The 16,892-nt window shown below is 61.3% G+C and carries 11 protein-coding genes; 8 read left to right on the top strand and 3 right to left on the bottom strand.

From position 1 onward, the window contains the following. Positions 1-56: 56 nt before the first annotated feature. On the bottom strand, positions 57-1,151 hold the full coding sequence (gene sfnG, locus ACYZUD_RS06420) for a dimethylsulfone monooxygenase SfnG (RefSeq protein ID WP_462023157.1): 1,095 nt from the start codon (positions 1,149-1,151) through the stop codon (positions 57-59). 344 nt (positions 1,152-1,495) lie between these two features. Here sfnG and ACYZUD_RS06415 point away from each other — a divergent pair, with 344 nt between their 5' ends. Beyond that, positions 1,496-2,734 carry an acyl-CoA dehydrogenase family protein gene (locus tag ACYZUD_RS06415; RefSeq protein ID WP_462023156.1) on the top strand — a complete coding sequence of 413 codons (1,239 nt, stop codon included), beginning with the start codon at positions 1,496-1,498 and terminating at the stop codon, positions 2,732-2,734. Between the two features lie 191 nt (positions 2,735-2,925). Next, on the top strand, positions 2,926-3,705 hold the full coding sequence (locus tag ACYZUD_RS06410; protein ID WP_462023155.1) for a TSUP family transporter: 780 nt from the start codon (positions 2,926-2,928) through the stop codon (positions 3,703-3,705). On the opposite strand, the gene nudC is transcribed toward ACYZUD_RS06410, so the two are convergent. After that, positions 3,673-4,503: an NAD(+) diphosphatase gene (nudC, locus tag ACYZUD_RS06405; RefSeq protein ID WP_462023154.1), complete on the bottom strand. Its 831-nt coding sequence runs from the start codon at positions 4,501-4,503 to the stop codon at positions 3,673-3,675. The two genes, ACYZUD_RS06410 and nudC, sit on opposite strands and share 33 nt — an antisense overlap. A 7-nt stretch (positions 4,504-4,510) precedes the next feature. Continuing rightward, positions 4,511-5,323: a crotonase/enoyl-CoA hydratase family protein gene (locus tag ACYZUD_RS06400; protein WP_462023153.1), complete on the bottom strand. Its 813-nt coding sequence runs from the start codon at positions 5,321-5,323 to the stop codon at positions 4,511-4,513. Between the two features lie 556 nt (positions 5,324-5,879). On the opposite strand from ACYZUD_RS06400, the gene glgA reads away from it, so the two are divergent. The 6 genes from glgA (at position 5,880) to glgX (ending at position 16,892) form a co-directional block, all read left to right on the top strand. Continuing rightward, positions 5,880-7,466 (top strand): glycogen synthase GlgA, encoded by a 1,587-nt coding sequence (gene glgA / locus ACYZUD_RS06395; RefSeq protein WP_462023152.1) that lies wholly within the window; start codon positions 5,880-5,882, stop codon positions 7,464-7,466. A 20-nt stretch (positions 7,467-7,486) separates the two neighbouring features. Next, positions 7,487-9,283 (top strand): malto-oligosyltrehalose trehalohydrolase, encoded by a 1,797-nt coding sequence (treZ, locus tag ACYZUD_RS06390; RefSeq protein ID WP_462023151.1) that lies wholly within the window; start codon positions 7,487-7,489, stop codon positions 9,281-9,283. Beyond that, positions 9,280-11,358, top strand: coding sequence for a 4-alpha-glucanotransferase (gene malQ, locus ACYZUD_RS06385; protein ID WP_462023150.1), 2,079 nt, complete (start codon positions 9,280-9,282; stop codon positions 11,356-11,358). The genes treZ and malQ overlap by 4 nt, the downstream gene beginning before the upstream one ends. Beyond that, positions 11,355-14,150, top strand: coding sequence for a malto-oligosyltrehalose synthase (locus tag ACYZUD_RS06380; RefSeq protein ID WP_462023149.1), 2,796 nt, complete (start codon positions 11,355-11,357; stop codon positions 14,148-14,150). The genes malQ and ACYZUD_RS06380 overlap by 4 nt, the downstream gene beginning before the upstream one ends. Positions 14,151-14,171: 21 nt before the next feature. Beyond that, positions 14,172-14,498, top strand: a complete 327-nt coding sequence (locus tag ACYZUD_RS06375) for a DUF2934 domain-containing protein (RefSeq protein WP_462023148.1) — start codon at positions 14,172-14,174, stop codon at positions 14,496-14,498. Between the two features lie 234 nt (positions 14,499-14,732). Continuing rightward, positions 14,733-16,892 carry a glycogen debranching protein GlgX gene (gene glgX, locus ACYZUD_RS06370; RefSeq protein WP_462023147.1) on the top strand — a complete coding sequence of 720 codons (2,160 nt, stop codon included), beginning with the start codon at positions 14,733-14,735 and terminating at the stop codon, positions 16,890-16,892.

The following is a 16,892-nucleotide window of genomic DNA, read 5'->3' as shown; positions in this document are numbered from 1 at the left end:
AAGAGCAAAATCAAAAGATCGCAGCCTTCGGCAGCTCCTACAGGGGTAGTTCGCCGTCACGCGACAGCGGCGGTCTGCTTCAACTGAGCCTTGGCCTCAAGCTCCCTCACCAACGGCAATACCCGCTTGCCGAAATATTCCACCTCTTCCTGAAAGTGCAGAAATCCCGCCAGCACCAGATCCACGCCCACCGCTTTCAGCGCCACGATCCGCTCGGCAATCTGCTGCGGCGTGCCGATCAGGTTGGTCTTGAAGCCGTCGTTGTACTGCACCAGGTCTTCGAACGTCGATTTGGCCCAATTCCCCTCGCCTTCAGGTGACGCCCTGCCCGCCTGTTTCGCGGCATCGCCAAACGCATTCACCGCCTCCGGATCGGCCTGGTCGATGATCTGCGCCAATACCGCTCGCGCCTCTTCTTCCGTGTCACGGGCGATGACAAATGCGTTCACACCCACCTTCACCGAATGATTGTTCGCAGCGGCCTTGATACGGATATCGTCGACCTGGGCCTTGATGCCTTCCGGGGTGTTGCCGTTGGTGAAATACCAATCCGAGACCCGCGCCGCCATGTCCCGGGCTGCGCGGGAACTGCCGCCCTGGAAGATTTCCGGCTGGCCCAAAGGCTTGGGTTTGAGGCTGTAGTTGTCGAAGCGGTAGAAGTCGCCGCGAAAGGTGAAGTTGTCCTGGGACCAGATGCCCTTCAACGAGCGAATGAACTCTTCGGAGCGGCGATAGCGTTCGTCGTGTTCCAGCCAGTGTTCGCCAATGGCCTGGAATTCGCCTTTGAACCAGCCGCTGACGATGTTCACCGCTACCCGACCATTAGTTAGTTGATCAATCGTCGCCAGTTGCTTGGCCGCCAGTGCCGGTTGCCATGGGCCAGGCAGGATCGCGGCGATCACTTTCAATTTTGTGGTAGCCGCCAGCAGCGCGTGGCTGAAGGCGACCGATTCATGCTGGTACTCGGCCCCATAACCGGCGGTGAAACGAATCTGCGTCAAGGCGTATTCAAAACCCGCCTCTTCGGCCAGTTGCGCCAGCTTGCGGTTGTAGTCGATGCCCCAATGGGTGCGTTGCTCGATCTTGCTGACCACCAGCCCGCCGCTGACGTTCGGCACCCAGTAGGCAAATTTGACGGCTTGCTGACTCATTGGCATGTCCTCGGGACTTTTTGGAAGTCCTTGGGTGAGAGCAGCAACCGTGCCAGCACTTGACACGACTGTCTTGACCCGAGCGAGAACCCCTGTGGGAGCGAGCCTGCTCGCGAAGGCGGTGTGCCTGCCAACATCAATATTGAATCTGATGGCCTCTTCGCGAGCAGGCTCGCTCCCACACTGATTCGGGTGTGTCAGGGCAATTTGCTGCTGCACTGTTGGTACAGCAACAGTTCTAGCGGCATCGACATCCACACTTCCCAGCAAATCATGGCCGCCCCTGTCCGGCATGGACCGTGCAATCCCCCTTGGCACTCACTGCCGACCCAAGGAGCCATCCCATGACCGAACACCAGGTAATCAACCCGCTGTCCATTGGCACCGACTATGAAGCGCTGGCCACAAAATTCCGCCCGATCTTTCAACGCATCGCCGCCGGCGCCGTTGAGCGCGAACAGTCTCGCAGTCTTCCGTTCGAGCCGATTCAGTGGCTCAAGGACGCCGGGTTTGGCGCGGTGCGGGTGCCCGTTGAATACGGTGGTGGTGGCGCCTCCCTGCCCCAGTTGTTCGAGCTGCTGATCGAACTGGCCGAAGCTGATTCCAATGTGCCCCAGGCCTTGCGCGGGCATTTCGCGTTTGCCGAGGATCGCTTGAACGCTGCGCCGGGGCCGGCCCGGGATCTGTGGTTCAAACGCTTCGTCGACGGTGACATTGTCGGCAACGCCTGGACCGAGATTGGCAACGTGGCGATTGGCGACGTCATCACCAAAGTCTCGCCCCACGGCGATCAGTGGCGACTCACCGGCGAAAAGTTCTACAGCACCGGCAGCCTGTTTTCCGACTGGATCGACGTCTACGCCCAGCGCAGCGACACCGGCGGCGACGTGATTGCCGCGGTCCGCACTCGCCAGTCGGGGATCGTGCAGAGCAACGATTGGGACGGTTTCGGCCAGCGCACCACCGGCAGCGGCACTTCACGGTTTATCGATGCCGAAGTGGAGGCCGAAAACATCATCGACTTCGCCACCCGCTTCAAATACCAGACGGCCTTCTATCAGCTTGTCTTGCTGGCGACCCTGGCCGGGATCGGTCGCGCGGCGTTGCGCGATGTGGCGCATCAGGTGCGGGAGCGCAAACGCATTTACAGTCATGGCAACGCCCAGCACGTCAGCCAGGATGCGCAGGTGCAGCAAGTGGTCGGTGAGGTGGCGGCGTGGGTGTACGCCGCAGAAGCCAGCGCAGTCAGGGCGGCACAACCGGCACAGCGGGCTTACCTGGCGCGGTTCTCAGGGGATGAAACCCTGGAGCGGGCGGCGAATGTCGCGGCGGAAATCGAATCGGCCAAGGCTCAGGTGGTGGTCTCGGAGTTGATCCAGCGTGCGACCACTGAGCTGTTCAATGCACTGGGCGCTTCGGATACGCGTGAGGGTAAAGCGCTGGACCGTCATTGGCGCAATGCGCGGACAGTGTCGTCGCACAATCCGGTGATCTACAAGGCGCGGATTGTCGGGGACTGGTCGATCAACGGGACCGAGCCGCCGTTTGTGTGGCAGATCGGGAACGGGCCACAGGTTAAGTAATGTAGCGCCTGGAAGTCAGTCATCGCGAGCAGGCTCGCTCCCACATTTGATCTATGCCGCACCGGAGATCTCTGTGGGAGCGAGCCTGCCCGCGATGGCGTCAGACCAGTCGCCGCAGAAGTTGGATATAGGTAAGATATCGGCCCTCCCCCAGCAGCCCTGTTCTGCACCCCGCCGAATAAGCCGATTCCATGCCTTTCGAACTCAGCGTTGACCTCACCACCCTGGCCATTCTGGCCCTTGTTGCTTTCATTGCCGGTTTCATTGATGCCATTGCCGGCGGCGGTGGCTTGTTGACGACCCCGGCGCTGCTGACCGCGGGCCTTCCGCCGCATCTGGTGCTGGGCACCAACAAACTCAGTTCGACCTTCGGCTCGGCCACCGCCAGCTTCACGTTCTATCGACGCAAGCTGTTCCACCCCCGGCAATGGATGCACGCCATCGTCGGCACGTTGGTCGGTGCGTTGACCGGTGCAGTCGTCGCTCATTACCTGCCCGCCGAATGGCTGAACAAAATGCTGCCGGTGATCGTGTTTGCCTGCGGTGTCTATCTGCTATTTGGCGGCACGCCGAAAGCGCCGCTGGACAGCGATGCACCGATCAAGAAAAAGTGGCAATCGACCCAAGGCTTCAGCCTCGGTTTTTACGACGGTGTGGCCGGCCCCGGCACGGGTGCGTTCTGGACCGTCAGCAGTCTGCTGATGTACCCGATCGACCTGGTGAAGGCCAGCGGCGTGGCACGCAGCATGAACTTCGTCAGCAACATTGCGGCGCTGTCGGTGTTCGTGTTTTCCGGGCAAGTGGACTGGATCATCGGCCTGAGCATGGGCCTGTCGGTGATGGTCGGGGCCTTCTTCGGGGCTCGCACCGCCATCAGCGGCGGCGCGAAGTTCATTCGCCCGGTGTTCATCACCGTGGTGCTGGGCCTGACTGTACGGTTAGCCTGGCAACACTGGTTCAGCGTGGCCTAAGCGCCGCGCCACGTAGACGTCGATCAGGTAACGGGCAATCGAGCGTGACGCCGGCAACGGCGGCAAGTCGTGAACGTTGAACCACTGGGCGTCTTCGATCTCGTCTTCCTGACACACGATCTCGCCACCGGCGTATTCGGCATGGAAGCCGAGCATCATCGAATGCGGGAACGGCCAGCATTGGCTGCCCATGTACTGAATGTTCTTGACCTCGATCCGCACCTCTTCGCGAACCTCGCGAATCAGGCAGTCCTCGGCCGACTCACCCGGCTCGGCGAACCCCGCCAGCGTGCTGTAGACCCCGATGACAAAGCGCGGTGAGCGCGCCAACAGGACTTCATCGCCACGGGTGATCAGCACGATCATGCTCGGCGCGATACGCGGGTAATAGCGTATTTCGCAAGGCTCGCAATACATCGCCCGCTCCCGCGGCACCTGGTGCGTTGCCTGCCCGCAGTTACCGCAAAAGCGGTGTTCGCGGGCCCAGGTGCCTATCTGCGCAGCATAACCGAGCATCCTGTAAACCGTGTGATCGCCTTCGAGCATGAACGCCCGCAGGCCTTTCCAGTTGCAGCCCGGTACTTCGCTGTGGCTGCGCAGCTCCAGCAAGTAGACCGGTTCGCCATCCAGATGACCGATGCCATGTTCGGCAAGGATCGACAGGTCCTGGCGCTTGAGCCATTCGCGCGGGAACAGCGCGCCATTGTCATCGAACAGAAAGCCCTCGGGGCTGCGTGCTACAGCCCAGCCGCCGGGCTGATCGGTATCCAGTACTGCAGTGGTCCAGCGTGAAGTCATTTTTCATTCAATCCAGAAATTCGGGTTTCTGTTTGCTCATATGGGCGGCCATGGCCACGCGCAGATCGGTGGATTGCAGCATGGCGGCGTTCCAGGTGGCGACGTATTCGAGGCCGTCGTCGATGCGATGGTCACGCATGTAGCTGATCATCTCCTTGGTGCCGGTGATCGCGATCGGTGACTTGCCGGCAATCTCGCGGGCGATGCCCATGACACCGTCGAGCAGGCTGGCGGTGTCGCTGTAGACGCGATTCACCAGGCCCATGCCACGCGCTTCGTCAGCGCCAAAGGTGCGACCAGTGTAAGCCAGTTCACGCAGCATGCCGTCACCGATGATCCGCGGCAAGCGTTGCAAGGTACCGACGTCGGCGGCCATGCCGATGTCGATTTCCTTGATCGAGAATTGTGCGTCTTCAGCGGCGTAACGCATGTCGCACGCGGCAATCAGGTCGATGGCACCGCCCAGGCAATAACCCTGGATCGCCGCGAGCACCGGTTTGCGGCAGTTGTCGACGGCGTTGAAGGACGCTTGCAGGGCGAGGATCTTGCGCCGCAGCAGGCGCGCGTTGCGGCCAACGTCCTTGCCCAGTTCATTGGCCACACCGGCCAGCATCATCAGGTCGATGCCGGAGGAGAAATGCTTGCCGGCGCCGCTGAGCACCACCACCCGGACTTCGTCGGTGTCATCGATCCATTGGAAGATCTCGATGATCTCGCTCCAGAACGCAGCGTTCATCGAATTGATCTTTTCCGGGCGGTTGATCTGCACATGGGCGATTTTGTCAGCCAGTTCGACGGTGAACGCGGTGTACTGAGACATGGTAGTGATCCTTTACCGGGTAAAAATGAGGCCCGAACTATAACAAGGCATGCCGGTTGGCAAAGGCAGTGGTTCGGCCAAAAGCGGGACGCCAAGAGCGCACCTTGATGGTGCGTCAGTGCTGCCACGCTTCGCACATTAATGTGACGTTGTGAATATTTTTTGAGGCGCAACCGTAGAAAAAACTGCCCTTCGTCGGTGCGTTTCGTTCTCCAACCGGGACGTTCGTACCTCTTCAAACCGATTGTCGAACAATTTTGCCATTTGACCTGCCCCGCTCTAACTTCTGGCCTAGACTCATTTTCGCGGGGCAAAACCGGTCGGTCACAAAGTGGAAAAAAAGTCGAAACTTTTACCCACCGCGACGGGTCACCTGAAAGGGAGGTGCGTTGCGACTGGTGCAATCCTTGCAATGTCCACTTCAAGCCTTTCTGCATCAACGCATGGGCAGCGTTTGCTCACCAATGCGTAGCGCGTTTGCGCCCGGCCACAGGAATTGGCCACGGAACACCGTTTGCCAGACCTAAGAATTAGATCAACAACACGGGAGATTCATATGATCAGTACGGCTTTAGACATTCAGGGAGAACGTGCTCATCAGCAGGTCGGCGAATCGAGCGCCGTGAGTGCCCCCAGTGCCCAGTCGATCAGTATCCCGGGCACGAAGACGATGGCACCGATTGCCAGACAGAATCCCAACCGAAAGAAAGTGTTGTTCGTCACCTCCGAGATTGCCGACCTGGTGAAGACCGGAGGCCTGGGTGACGTCTCGGCAGCGCTGCCCCGGGCCATGGCTCAACTGCACGATGTGCGGGTGCTGATCCCCGGTTACCCGCAAGTGCTGCACAGCGAAAACCCGATTCATATCATTGGTGAGCTGGGTGGTCACGCCGCGTTGCCTCCCTGCAAGATCGGGCGCATGGACATGCCCGACGGTCTGGTCATTTACGTGTTGATCTGCCCCGAACTCTACGAGCGCGAAGGTTCGCCCTACGGCGCCAACAACGGCCGCGACTGGCCGGACAACCACATTCGTTTCGCCCGCTTGGGCCTGGCGGCTGCCGATATCGCCGCCAACCTCGCACAAATTCACTGGTGCCCGGACCTGGTGCATGCCCATGACTGGCCTGCCGGTCTGGCGCCCGCTTACATGCACTGGCGTGGACAGCGCACCCCGACGCTGTTCACCATTCATAACCTGGCGTATCAAGGCGTCACCAGTCTCGGCTCATGCCCGGAACTTGGTATTCCCATGCATGCCTTGCAACAGGAAGGCATGGAGTTCTACGGCAAGATGTCGTTCCTCAAGGCCGGCATGGCTTACTCGAGCCACATCACCACGGTCAGCGCGACCTACGCCCAGGAAATCACCACCCCGGCCTTCGGCTGCGGCCTCGACGGTTTTCTCGCCGCCAAGACCCAGCAAGGCCTGCTCAGCGGCATTCCCAACGGCATCGACGAAAGCTGGGACGCCGCCACCGACCCGCACCTGTTCTGCCCCTTCAGCATCGGCGATTGGGAGGGCAAAGCGGTCAACGCCGCCCACGTCCGTGATCTGTTTGGCCTGGAAGGTTCCGAAGGTCCGCTGTTCGCGGTGGTGTCGCGACTGGTCTATCAGAAAGGCCTGGACCTGACCGAAGCGGTCTCCGAGTACATCGTCAAGTCGGGCGGCCAGATCGCGATCATCGGTCGTGGCGAGCCGGAAGAAGAACAGGCCATGCGTGAACTGGCCCTGCGCTTCCCTGGCCAGATCGGCGTACGTATCGGCTTCAACGAAACCGACGCCCGTCGCATGTTCGCCGGCAGCGATTTCCTGCTGATGCCTTCGCGTTACGAACCTTGCGGCCTGAGCCAGATGTACGCCCAGCGCTTCGGTTCGTTACCGGTGGCACGCAACACCGGCGGTTTGGCCGACACCATTGAAAACGGCGTGACCGGTTTCCTGTTCGACGAATCGACGATGGAGAGCTACCAGGAAGCCCTGAGCCGGGCATTCAAGGTGTTTGCCTTCCCCGACCTTCTCAACGCCATGCGTTGCCGAGCCATGGCCGCACCCTTCAACTGGTGCAAGGCGGTCGAACCCTACGCCGAACTCTACGAACAACTGGTGGCTAAAGCCCTGGGTAAATCGGGCCATAAATAAATAGTAAGAGGTTTTCAACGATGCCGTTACGGACCCTTGAGACCTGGCCCCACGGCGCAATCATGCTGGACGCAGAGCACACGCGTTTTGCCTTGTGGGCGCCAGATGCGTTTTACGTCAGCGTCGAACTGGAAGATGGACAATCCTTGCCGCTACTGCCTCAGGCCGATGGCTGGTTCGTGATCAACACCCGCTGCCCCGCTGGCACGCGTTACCGCTACAACATCGATGGCGAGCTGGACGTGCCTGACCCCGCCTCCCGCGCACAGGCCGGCGACATCGATCGGCACAGCGTGGTGGTCGATCCCCTCGCCTACACCTGGCAACACAGTACCTGGCTGGGGCGGCCATGGAATGAGGCGGTGATCTACGAATTGCACGTCGGTGCGCTCGGCGGCTTTACCGAAGTCGAGCAACACTTGGCGCGCCTCGTCGAGTTAGGCATTACAGCGATCGAGCTGATGCCGCTGGCGCAGTTTCCCGGTGATCGCAACTGGGGCTACGACGGGGTTCTGCCCTACGCGCCCCAAGCCTCCTATGGCACTCCCGAACAACTCAAGCACCTGATCGACACCGCCCACGACCATGGCCTGGCGGTGATTCTCGACGTGGTCTACAACCACTTCGGCCCGGACGGCAATTACCTGCATCGCTACGCCAAGGGCTTCTTTAATGAAGACAAGCACACGCCGTGGGGGGCGGCCATCGACTTCCGGCGACGCGAGGTGCGCGACTTCTTCATCGACAATGCGTTGATGTGGCTGCTGGAGTACCGCTTTGACGGTTTGCGCTTCGACGCGGTACATGCCATCGAAAGCCCGGACTTTCTTCAGGAACTGGCGCAACGGGTTCGCCAGCAGATCGATCCGGCGCGGCACGTGTGGCTGACGGTCGAAAACGAACACAACCAGGCCAGCCTGCTGCAAGAAGGGTTCGACGCGCAGTGGAACGACGACGGCCACAATGCCTTGCACGTGCTGCTGACCGGCGAAACCGACGCCTATTACGCCGACTACGCCGACAACCCCACTGAACAACTGGCGCGCTGCCTGAGCCAGGGGTTCGTGTTCCAGGGCCACATCAACCGCCACGGTGAAGCCCGGGGCGAGCCCAGCGGCCACTTGCCACCCAGCGCGTTCGTGCTGTTTCTGCAAAACCATGACCAGATCGGCAATCGCGCCTTTGGCGAACGGCTGCACCAACTGACCCACCCCGACGCCTTGAAAGCCGCGACAGCCCTGTTGCTGTTGTCGCCGATGATCCCGCTGATGTTCATGGGCGACGAGTTCGCCGCCGAGCAACCGTTCCTGTTCTTCACCAGTCATCACGGCGAACTGGCGGAGCTGGTTCGCGAAGGACGACGTAACGAGTTTGCCGCGTTCAGCGCCTTTGCCGATCCCCATAAACGCGAAAGGATTCCCGATCCAAACGCGCGGCAGACCTTTGAAGACTCCCGTCCGAACCTGACGGCGAGCCGACAATCGGCCATTTACGCGCTGTATCGCCAACTGTTGCAGATCCGCCACCAGCACATCATTGCGCGCCTGCCCGGTGCCCATCCGCTGGGCGCGGAGGTACTGGCGCAAGGCGCGGTGTCGGCACGCTGGCAACTCGGCGATGGCAGTCAGTTGCGCATTGACCTGAACCTCAGCGACACGCCCGTGGTCCACTCCCCACAGGTCGGCGCTGCGTTGTTGTTCGAACACCCGCCGAAATCAGCCGGCCTGCTGGAACAGGGCACGCTTGCCCCGTATTGCGCGCTAGTCAGCCTCACGGCCGCAGCCCCTTTGCTACCCCCGGATGGAGAGCGCCAATGAGCGATGCGCAACTGGAAATACTGGCCAGCCGAGCCGGCCTGGCCGTCGACTGGATCGACGCCAATGGCCGCCCACAGAAAGTCGCTCCATCAGTCTTGCGCGCCGTCCTCACCGGACTCGGCCACCCGGCCGGCAGCGCTCAGGAAATCGACGCCAGCCTGCTCGAACTGCAACAGGTGCAACAGACCCGTCACCTGCCGCCACTGCTGACCGCAGACTTCGGCGTCGGCCTCAATCTGGCGCATTACTTTGAGCCTGAAACACCCTGCGAGGTCCACCTCGAAGATGGCTCGCGACTTAACCTGAAACTGGATGCCGAGGCGATTCTGCCGGGCCTGATTCCGGTCGGTTATCAGCACGTCAGCATCGACGGTCAGACATTCACCCTGGCCGTTGCACCGACCCGCTGCTACAGCGTCGGCGATGCCGTCGACAGCCCGATCCCACGTGCCTGGGGCCTGAGCGTGCAGCTGTATTCGCTGCGTCGTCCCGGCGATGGCGGGTTCGGCGATACCCAGGCCCTGGAAGACCTCGCCCGCGTGGCCGGCGAACGTGGTGCCGAAGCGCTGGCGATCAGCCCGCTGCATGCGATGTTCAGCAGCGACACCCAGCGCTACAGCCCTTATTCACCGTCCAGTCGTTTGTTCCTCAACAGCCTGTATGCCGCGCCCGGTGCCATTCTCGGGGAGCGTGCGTTGCGTACCGCGATTGATGCCACCGGGCTGGCGGCGGAACTGAAACACCTGGAAGAGCAGCCATTGATCGATTGGCCAGTCGCCGCCGAGGCCAAACATCGGCTGTTGCAGGCGTTGTACGAAGGGTTTGTCCAGGGTGAACACCCGCTGCACGCTGACTTCAGCAGCTTCCGTCACGCCGCCGGCGAAGCACTGGAAAACCACTGTCGCTTCGAAGCCATTCAAGAAGCCCGCGCCGCCAAGGGTGAAAGCCTGGACTGGCGCGAATGGCCCGAGCAATGGCGCGACCCGCGCGGCGTTGCCCTGGCCGAATTCGCCGAAGAAAACGCCACACGCATCGGCTTCTTTGCCTTCTGCCAATGGTTGATCACTCGCTGCCTGGAGCGCGCGCAAACCGCCGCCCGCAGCAGCGGCATGAGTATCGGGCTGATCGCCGATCTGGCGGTCGGTGCCGACGGCGGCGGCAGCCAGGCCTGGAGTCGTCAGGACGAACTGCTCGCCTCGCTGACCGTGGGCGCACCGCCGGACATCCTCAACCGCAGCGGTCAGGGCTGGGGGATTTCCGCGTTCTCCCCGGAAGGCCTGGTTCGCCACGGCTTTCGCGCCTTCATCGAAATGCTCCGGGCCAACTTCGCTCACGCCGGTGGCCTGCGCATCGATCACGTCATGGGTCTGCAACGGCTGTGGGTGATCCCCAACGGCGCATCGCCCGCTGACGGTGCCTACCTCTATTATCCGGTGGACGACCTGCTGCGGTTGCTCACCCTCGAATCCCATCGCCATCAGGCCATCGTCTTGGGCGAAGACCTTGGCACCGTGGCGGACGGCCTGCGGGAGAAACTCATCGCCCGTTCGATCCTTGGCATGCGCGTGTTGCTGTTTGAACAGGACAACACACACTTCAAACCGATTCTCGATTGGCCGGACAACGCACTGGCGACTACCAGCACCCATGACCTGCCGACCCTCAATGGCTGGTGGCATGGCCGCGATATCGACTGGAACGCCCGACTCGGCCTGGTTGACGCCACGGGTGAAATCGAATGGCGCCATCATCGCGAACGGGAGCGTGAAGGCTTGCGTCGGGTGTTGAGCGAAGACCCGCAGAACTTCCGCGAAGAGTCCCATGAAACCGATCAGGTGCTGGACGCCGCCATTCGCTTCCTCGGCCATACCCGTGCGCCGCTGGTGTTGCTGCCGCTGGAGGATGCCCTGGGGATCGAACAGCAGGCCAACTTGCCCGGCACCACCAACACCCATCCCAACTGGTCCCGACGCCTGCCCGGCGACAGCGAAGCCCTGCTCGATGACCCGGACGCCGCCCGACGCCTGGAACTACTGGCCTGTGCGCGACTTCAGGCGGCCGAGCGTGACCAATGAATCAAGCGCTTATCCAACCGCTGCGGGCGACCCTGCGGCTGCAATTTCATAAAGGCTTCACGCTGGATCAAGCGGTGCCGCTGGTGCCGTATTTCGCCAGCCTGGGCATCAGTCATCTCTACGCTTCGCCATTGCTTGCCGCACGTGCCGGTTCCATGCATGGCTACGACGTGGTGGACCCGACCACGGTCAACCCCGAGCTGGGCGGCGAAGCGGCGTTGCGTCGTTTGGTCAGCGCCTTGCGCGAGCAGAACATGGGGCTGATCCTCGATATCGTTTCCAACCACATGGCGGTCGGCGGTAGCGATAACCCCTGGTGGCTGGACTTGCTCGAATGGGGGCGCCTGAGCCCTTACGGCGAGTTCTTCGATATTCAGTGGCATTCGCCCGATCCGTTGATGGAGGGCCAGTTGCTGCTGCCGTTCCTCGGCAGCGATTACGGCATCGCGCTGCAGGACGGCACCCTGCCCTTGCGGTTCGATGCGCAGCACGGTGCTTTTTTTGTCGAGCATTACGAGCATCACTTCCCGATCTGCCCGACCAGTTATGGCGAGTTGCTCAAGGCAGACGATCAACTGGACGCCGAACGGGCTGAGCAGCTCAAATTCCTGGCGGACCGCTTCAGCACCTTGAGTTACCAGACCGACGCCCACAGCCTGGCGATCCCGTTGAAAGAAGAGTTGCGTGAACTGGTCACTGATCCGGCCATTCTTCAAGCCATTGAACAAAACCTGAAAGGCTACGACTCGCTGACCCTGGAAGGTTTCCAGCGCCTGCACACGCTGCTGGAACGCCAGAGTTATCGCCTCGCCAGTTGGCGCACCGCCGCGGACGACATCAATTGGCGGCGCTTTTTCGATGTCAATGAACTGGGCGGCCTGCGGGTCGAGCGGCCTGCCGTGTTCGAAGCGACGCACGCAAAAATATTCGAGCTCATCAGTGAAGGGCTGATCGACGGTCTGCGCATCGACCACATCGACGGCCTTGCAGACCCACGCGGTTATTGCCGCAAACTGCGCCGGCGGGTCGACAGCCTGTCTCCGGGCCGGCACCTGCCGATCTACGTCGAGAAGATCCTCGGCGAAGGCGAAACCTTGCACCGCGACTGGTCGGTGGATGGCACCACCGGCTACGAATTCATGAACCAGTTGTCGTTGCTGCAACACGATCCCGAAGGCGCCCGAACGTTGGGCGAACTGTGGAGTCGCTACAGCGAACGGCCTGCCGATTTCCGTCAGGAAGCACAACTGGCGCGCCAGCAAATACTCAACGGTTCCCTCGCCGGCGATTTCGAAAGTGTCGCCCAGGCCCTGTTGCAAGTGGCCCGGGATGACCTGATGACCCGCGACCTGACCCTCGGCGCGATCCGTCGGGCGTTGCAGGAACTGATCGTGCATTTCCCGGTGTATCGTACCTATATCAGCCCTCGAGGCCGCTCCGCTGAAGACGATGTGTTTTTCCAGCAAGCCATGGACGGTGCAAGACAAACCCTCGGCGAGGCCGACTGGCCGGTGCTCGATTGCCTGGCCGGCTGGTTGGGCGGCGAGCCCTGGCGCAAACGCCCGGTCGGTCGGCCACGCAAGATGCTCAAGCACGCTTGCGTGCGCTTTCAGCAACTGACGTCTCCGGCGGCGGCGAAGGCGGTGGAAGACACCGCGTTCTATCGCTCGGCCGTTTTGCTGTCGCGCAATGACGTGGGTTTCAGCACCGAACAGTTCAGTGCGCCGGTTGCCGATTTTCATGCGGTCTGCCTCAGTCGCCTCGAAGCATTCCCGGATAACTTGCTGGCCACCGCGACCCACGACCACAAACGCGGCGAAGACACCCGCGCACGGCTGGCGGTGTTGAGCGAGCGCAGCGCCTGGTACGCCGAGCAGGTGCCGTTGTGGCAGGCGCTTGCCCGGCCTCTGCGCAACGACGACCAGATGCCTTCGGCGGGTGATGAGTTGATCCTGTACCAGGCGATCCTCGGCAGCTGGCCGCTGGAACTGCGCAGTGACGATCAGCCCGCACTCGAGGAATACGCCAAACGCCTCTGGCAGTGGCAACAGAAAGCCTTGCGCGAAGCCAAGCTGCAAAGCAGTTGGGGCGCGCCGAACGAGGCTTATGAAAATGCGACGCAGGAGTTTATCCAGCGTCTGCTGTTGAGCCCTGAGGGTGAACTGTTGCGCGTGGCCCTCGGCAAGGCGATCAAGTCCATCGCCACCGCCGGTGCCTTGAACGGTTTGGCGCAAACCTTGCTGCGCATGACGGTGCCGGGCGTGCCGGACCTCTATCAGGGCAACGACTACTGGGATTTCACCCTGGTCGATCCGGACAACCGCCGGCCGGTGGATTACGTCAGCCGACAACACGCACTGCGGCTGCCGTTGAACCTGCCCGATCTGCTGGCGAACTGGCGTGACGGGCGCATCAAGCAAACCCTGATTGCACGCACGTTGAACCTGCGTGCCGAGCATGCCGAGCTGTTTCGGCGAGGGACGTATCAAGCCCTGGAAGTCGTTGGCAGCGAAGCTCACCGGGTGTTGGCATTTGCTCGCGAGCAAGGAGGAAAACGGGCCATCGTGATCGTCCCGATACGTTGCGCCGAACTGCTGAAAAACAGTGCCGACCCGCAGATCGGCGCGCTGCTGTGGGGCGATACGCGGGTCAAATTGCCGTACGCCGCCCCTGATGAAAATCTGAAGGGACTTTTTTCAACCGTCGCAGTCACAAATCACAAGGAGCTGATGATTAGCGCCGCGCTGGGGGATTTCCCGGTCAATCTCTTTATCCAAACTACCCACACTTGAGTTCAGTTCAGGAGTATTGCGATGAGTACCGACGATAAACGCGTCCGCGAATTTGCCTATCAGATCTGGGAATCGGAAGGAAAACCCGAGGGCCAGGAAGCCCGTCACTGGGAGATGGCACGCAAACTGGCCGAAGCCGAAGCGCTCGCCCCGAGCAAGTCGCCGAAAGCGGCTGGCAGCAAAACCGCCGGCACCAAGGCCCCGGCCAGCAAAGCCCCGAACGGTAAGGCCGGCGAGCCAAAAACCAAAGCCAAAGCCAAGCCAGCCGAGGCCTCAAAGGTCATCCCGCCGGGCGAAAAAGCCACCGAGAAAAAGCCTCGGGCAGCGCGTAAACCACCCGCTGTCTGACGCTTCTTATCTTTGTCCTGATTTGATTCGTGGCGAGCCCTCTCGCCACCGAGGGCTCGCTCGTCCTCGAAAAAAACCAGAGCCAAGCAGTAAGCCATTGTAGGAGCGAGCTTGCTCGCGATGGACGCTAACGATAACGCGCATTTTCTGAATAAACGCGCCGCTGTTGAGTTCATCGCGAGCAAGCTCGCTCCTACAGAGGCGCAGCTTTGTCCCCCTATTGCAGGAGCACCTATGACCAGTCCAAAGAAAGCCGCGCCAGAACCTCACGTCGAGGCCTCGCGAATCCGTGAAGGATTGCCCTTCCCGCTGGGCGCGACGTGGGATGGCCTTGGGGTCAACTTCGCCTTGTTTTCCGCCAACGCCACCAAGGTCGAACTGTGCATCTTCGACGATGCCGGCGAGGTGGAGCTGGAACGCATCGAGTTACCCGAATACACCGACGAGATCTACCACGGCTACCTGCCCGACGCCCATCCGGGGCTGATCTATGGCTACCGCGTCTATGGCGCGTACGACCCGGCCAACGGTCACCGCTTCAACCCCAACAAATTGCTGATCGACCCCTACGCCAAACAACTGGTCGGCCAATTGAAATGGTCCGAGGCACTGTTCGGCTACACCATCGGCCACCCCGATGCCGACCTCAGTTTCGATGAGCGGGACAGCGCGCCTTTCGTGCCCAAATGCAAGGTCATCGACCCGGCCCACACCTGGGGCCACGACCATCGGGTCAGCGTGCCGTGGGACAAAACCATTATTTATGAGACTCATGTGCGCGGCTTCAGCATGCGTCACCCTTCCGTCCCCGAGAACGTGCGTGGCACCTTCGCCGGGTTGATGGTCGATGACGTGCTGGAACACATCCGCAAGCTTGGGGTGTCGAGCGTGGAGTTGCTGCCGATTCACGCGTTCGTCAACGACCAGCACCTGCTGCACAAGGGCATGACCAATTATTGGGGCTACAACAGCATTGCGTTTTTCGCCCCCGATCCGCGTTACCTGGCCAGCGGCAAGATCGCCGAATTCAAGGAGATGGTCGCGCACCTGCACGAAGCCAATCTCGAAGTGATCCTCGACGTGGTCTACAACCACACCGCCGAGGGCAATGAACAAGGGCCGACGCTGTCCATGCGCGGCATCGACAACGCCTCCTATTACCGCTTGATGCCCGACGACAAGCGTTACTACATCAACGATTCCGGCACCGGCAACACCCTGGACCTGAGTCACCCGTGCGTGCTGCAAATGGTCACCGACTCCCTGCGTTACTGGGCGTCGGAAATGCACGTGGACGGTTTCCGCTTCGACCTGGCGACCATCCTCGGCCGCTACCACGACGGTTTCGACGAGCGTCACAGCTTCCTCGTGGCCTGTCGCCAGGACCCGGTCCTGCGTCAGGTGAAGATGATCGCCGAGCCCTGGGACTGCGGCCCGGGCGGTTACCAGGTCGGCAACTTTCCGCCGGGCTGGGTCGAGTGGAACGACAAATTCCGCGACACCGTACGCGCGTTCTGGAAAGGCGATGACGGCCAACTGGCGGACTTTGCCAGCCGCATGACCGCCTCCGGGGAGATGTTCAACCAGCGTGGCCGTCGGCCGTATGCGTCGATGAATTTCGTGACTGCCCACGACGGTTTCACCCTCAACGACCTGGTGTCGTACAACGACAAGCACAACGAAGCCAACGACGAGAACAATCAGGACGGCAGTAACAACAACCTGTCCTGGAACCACGGTGTCGAAGGCCCGACCGACGATCCCGAAATCAATGCGCTGCGCCAGCGGCAGATGCGCAACTTCTTCGCCACGCTGCTGCTGTCCCAGGGCACGCCGATGCTGGTGGCCGGCGACGAGTTCGCCCGCACCCAGGACGGCAACAACAACGCCTATTGCCAGGACAGCGAGATCGGTTGGGTCAATTGGGACCTGAGCGAAGACGGCAAGGCGTTGCTGAAGTTCGTCAAGCGCCTGATCAAGTTGCGCCTGACTTACCCGATCCTGCGGCGCGGGCGGTTCCTGGTGGGCAATTACAACGAGGACATCGGCGTCAAAGACGTCACCTGGCTCGCGCCCGATGGCAGCGAAATGAGCATCGAGCAATGGGAAGAAGCCCATGGCCGCTGCCTGGGCATGTTGCTCGACGGGCGCGCACAGGAAACCGGCATCCGTCGCAAAGGTGCCGACGAGACGTTGCTGCTGGTGGTCAATGCCCATCACGACATCGTCAATTTCCTCCTGCCGGAGGTGCCCGATGGCGGTTTCTGGACCTGCATGATCGACACCAATCAACCGTCGATCCGTGGTCAGGAGCGTTTCGAGTTCGGTCACGAATATTCGGTCACCGGTCGCTCGCTGCTGCTGTTCGAATTGCAGCATGAGGAAGAAGAGTGA

The organism is Pseudomonas sp. XS1P51 (assembly GCF_054897845.1).
This window is presented reverse-complemented; position numbering and strand designations above follow the sequence as displayed.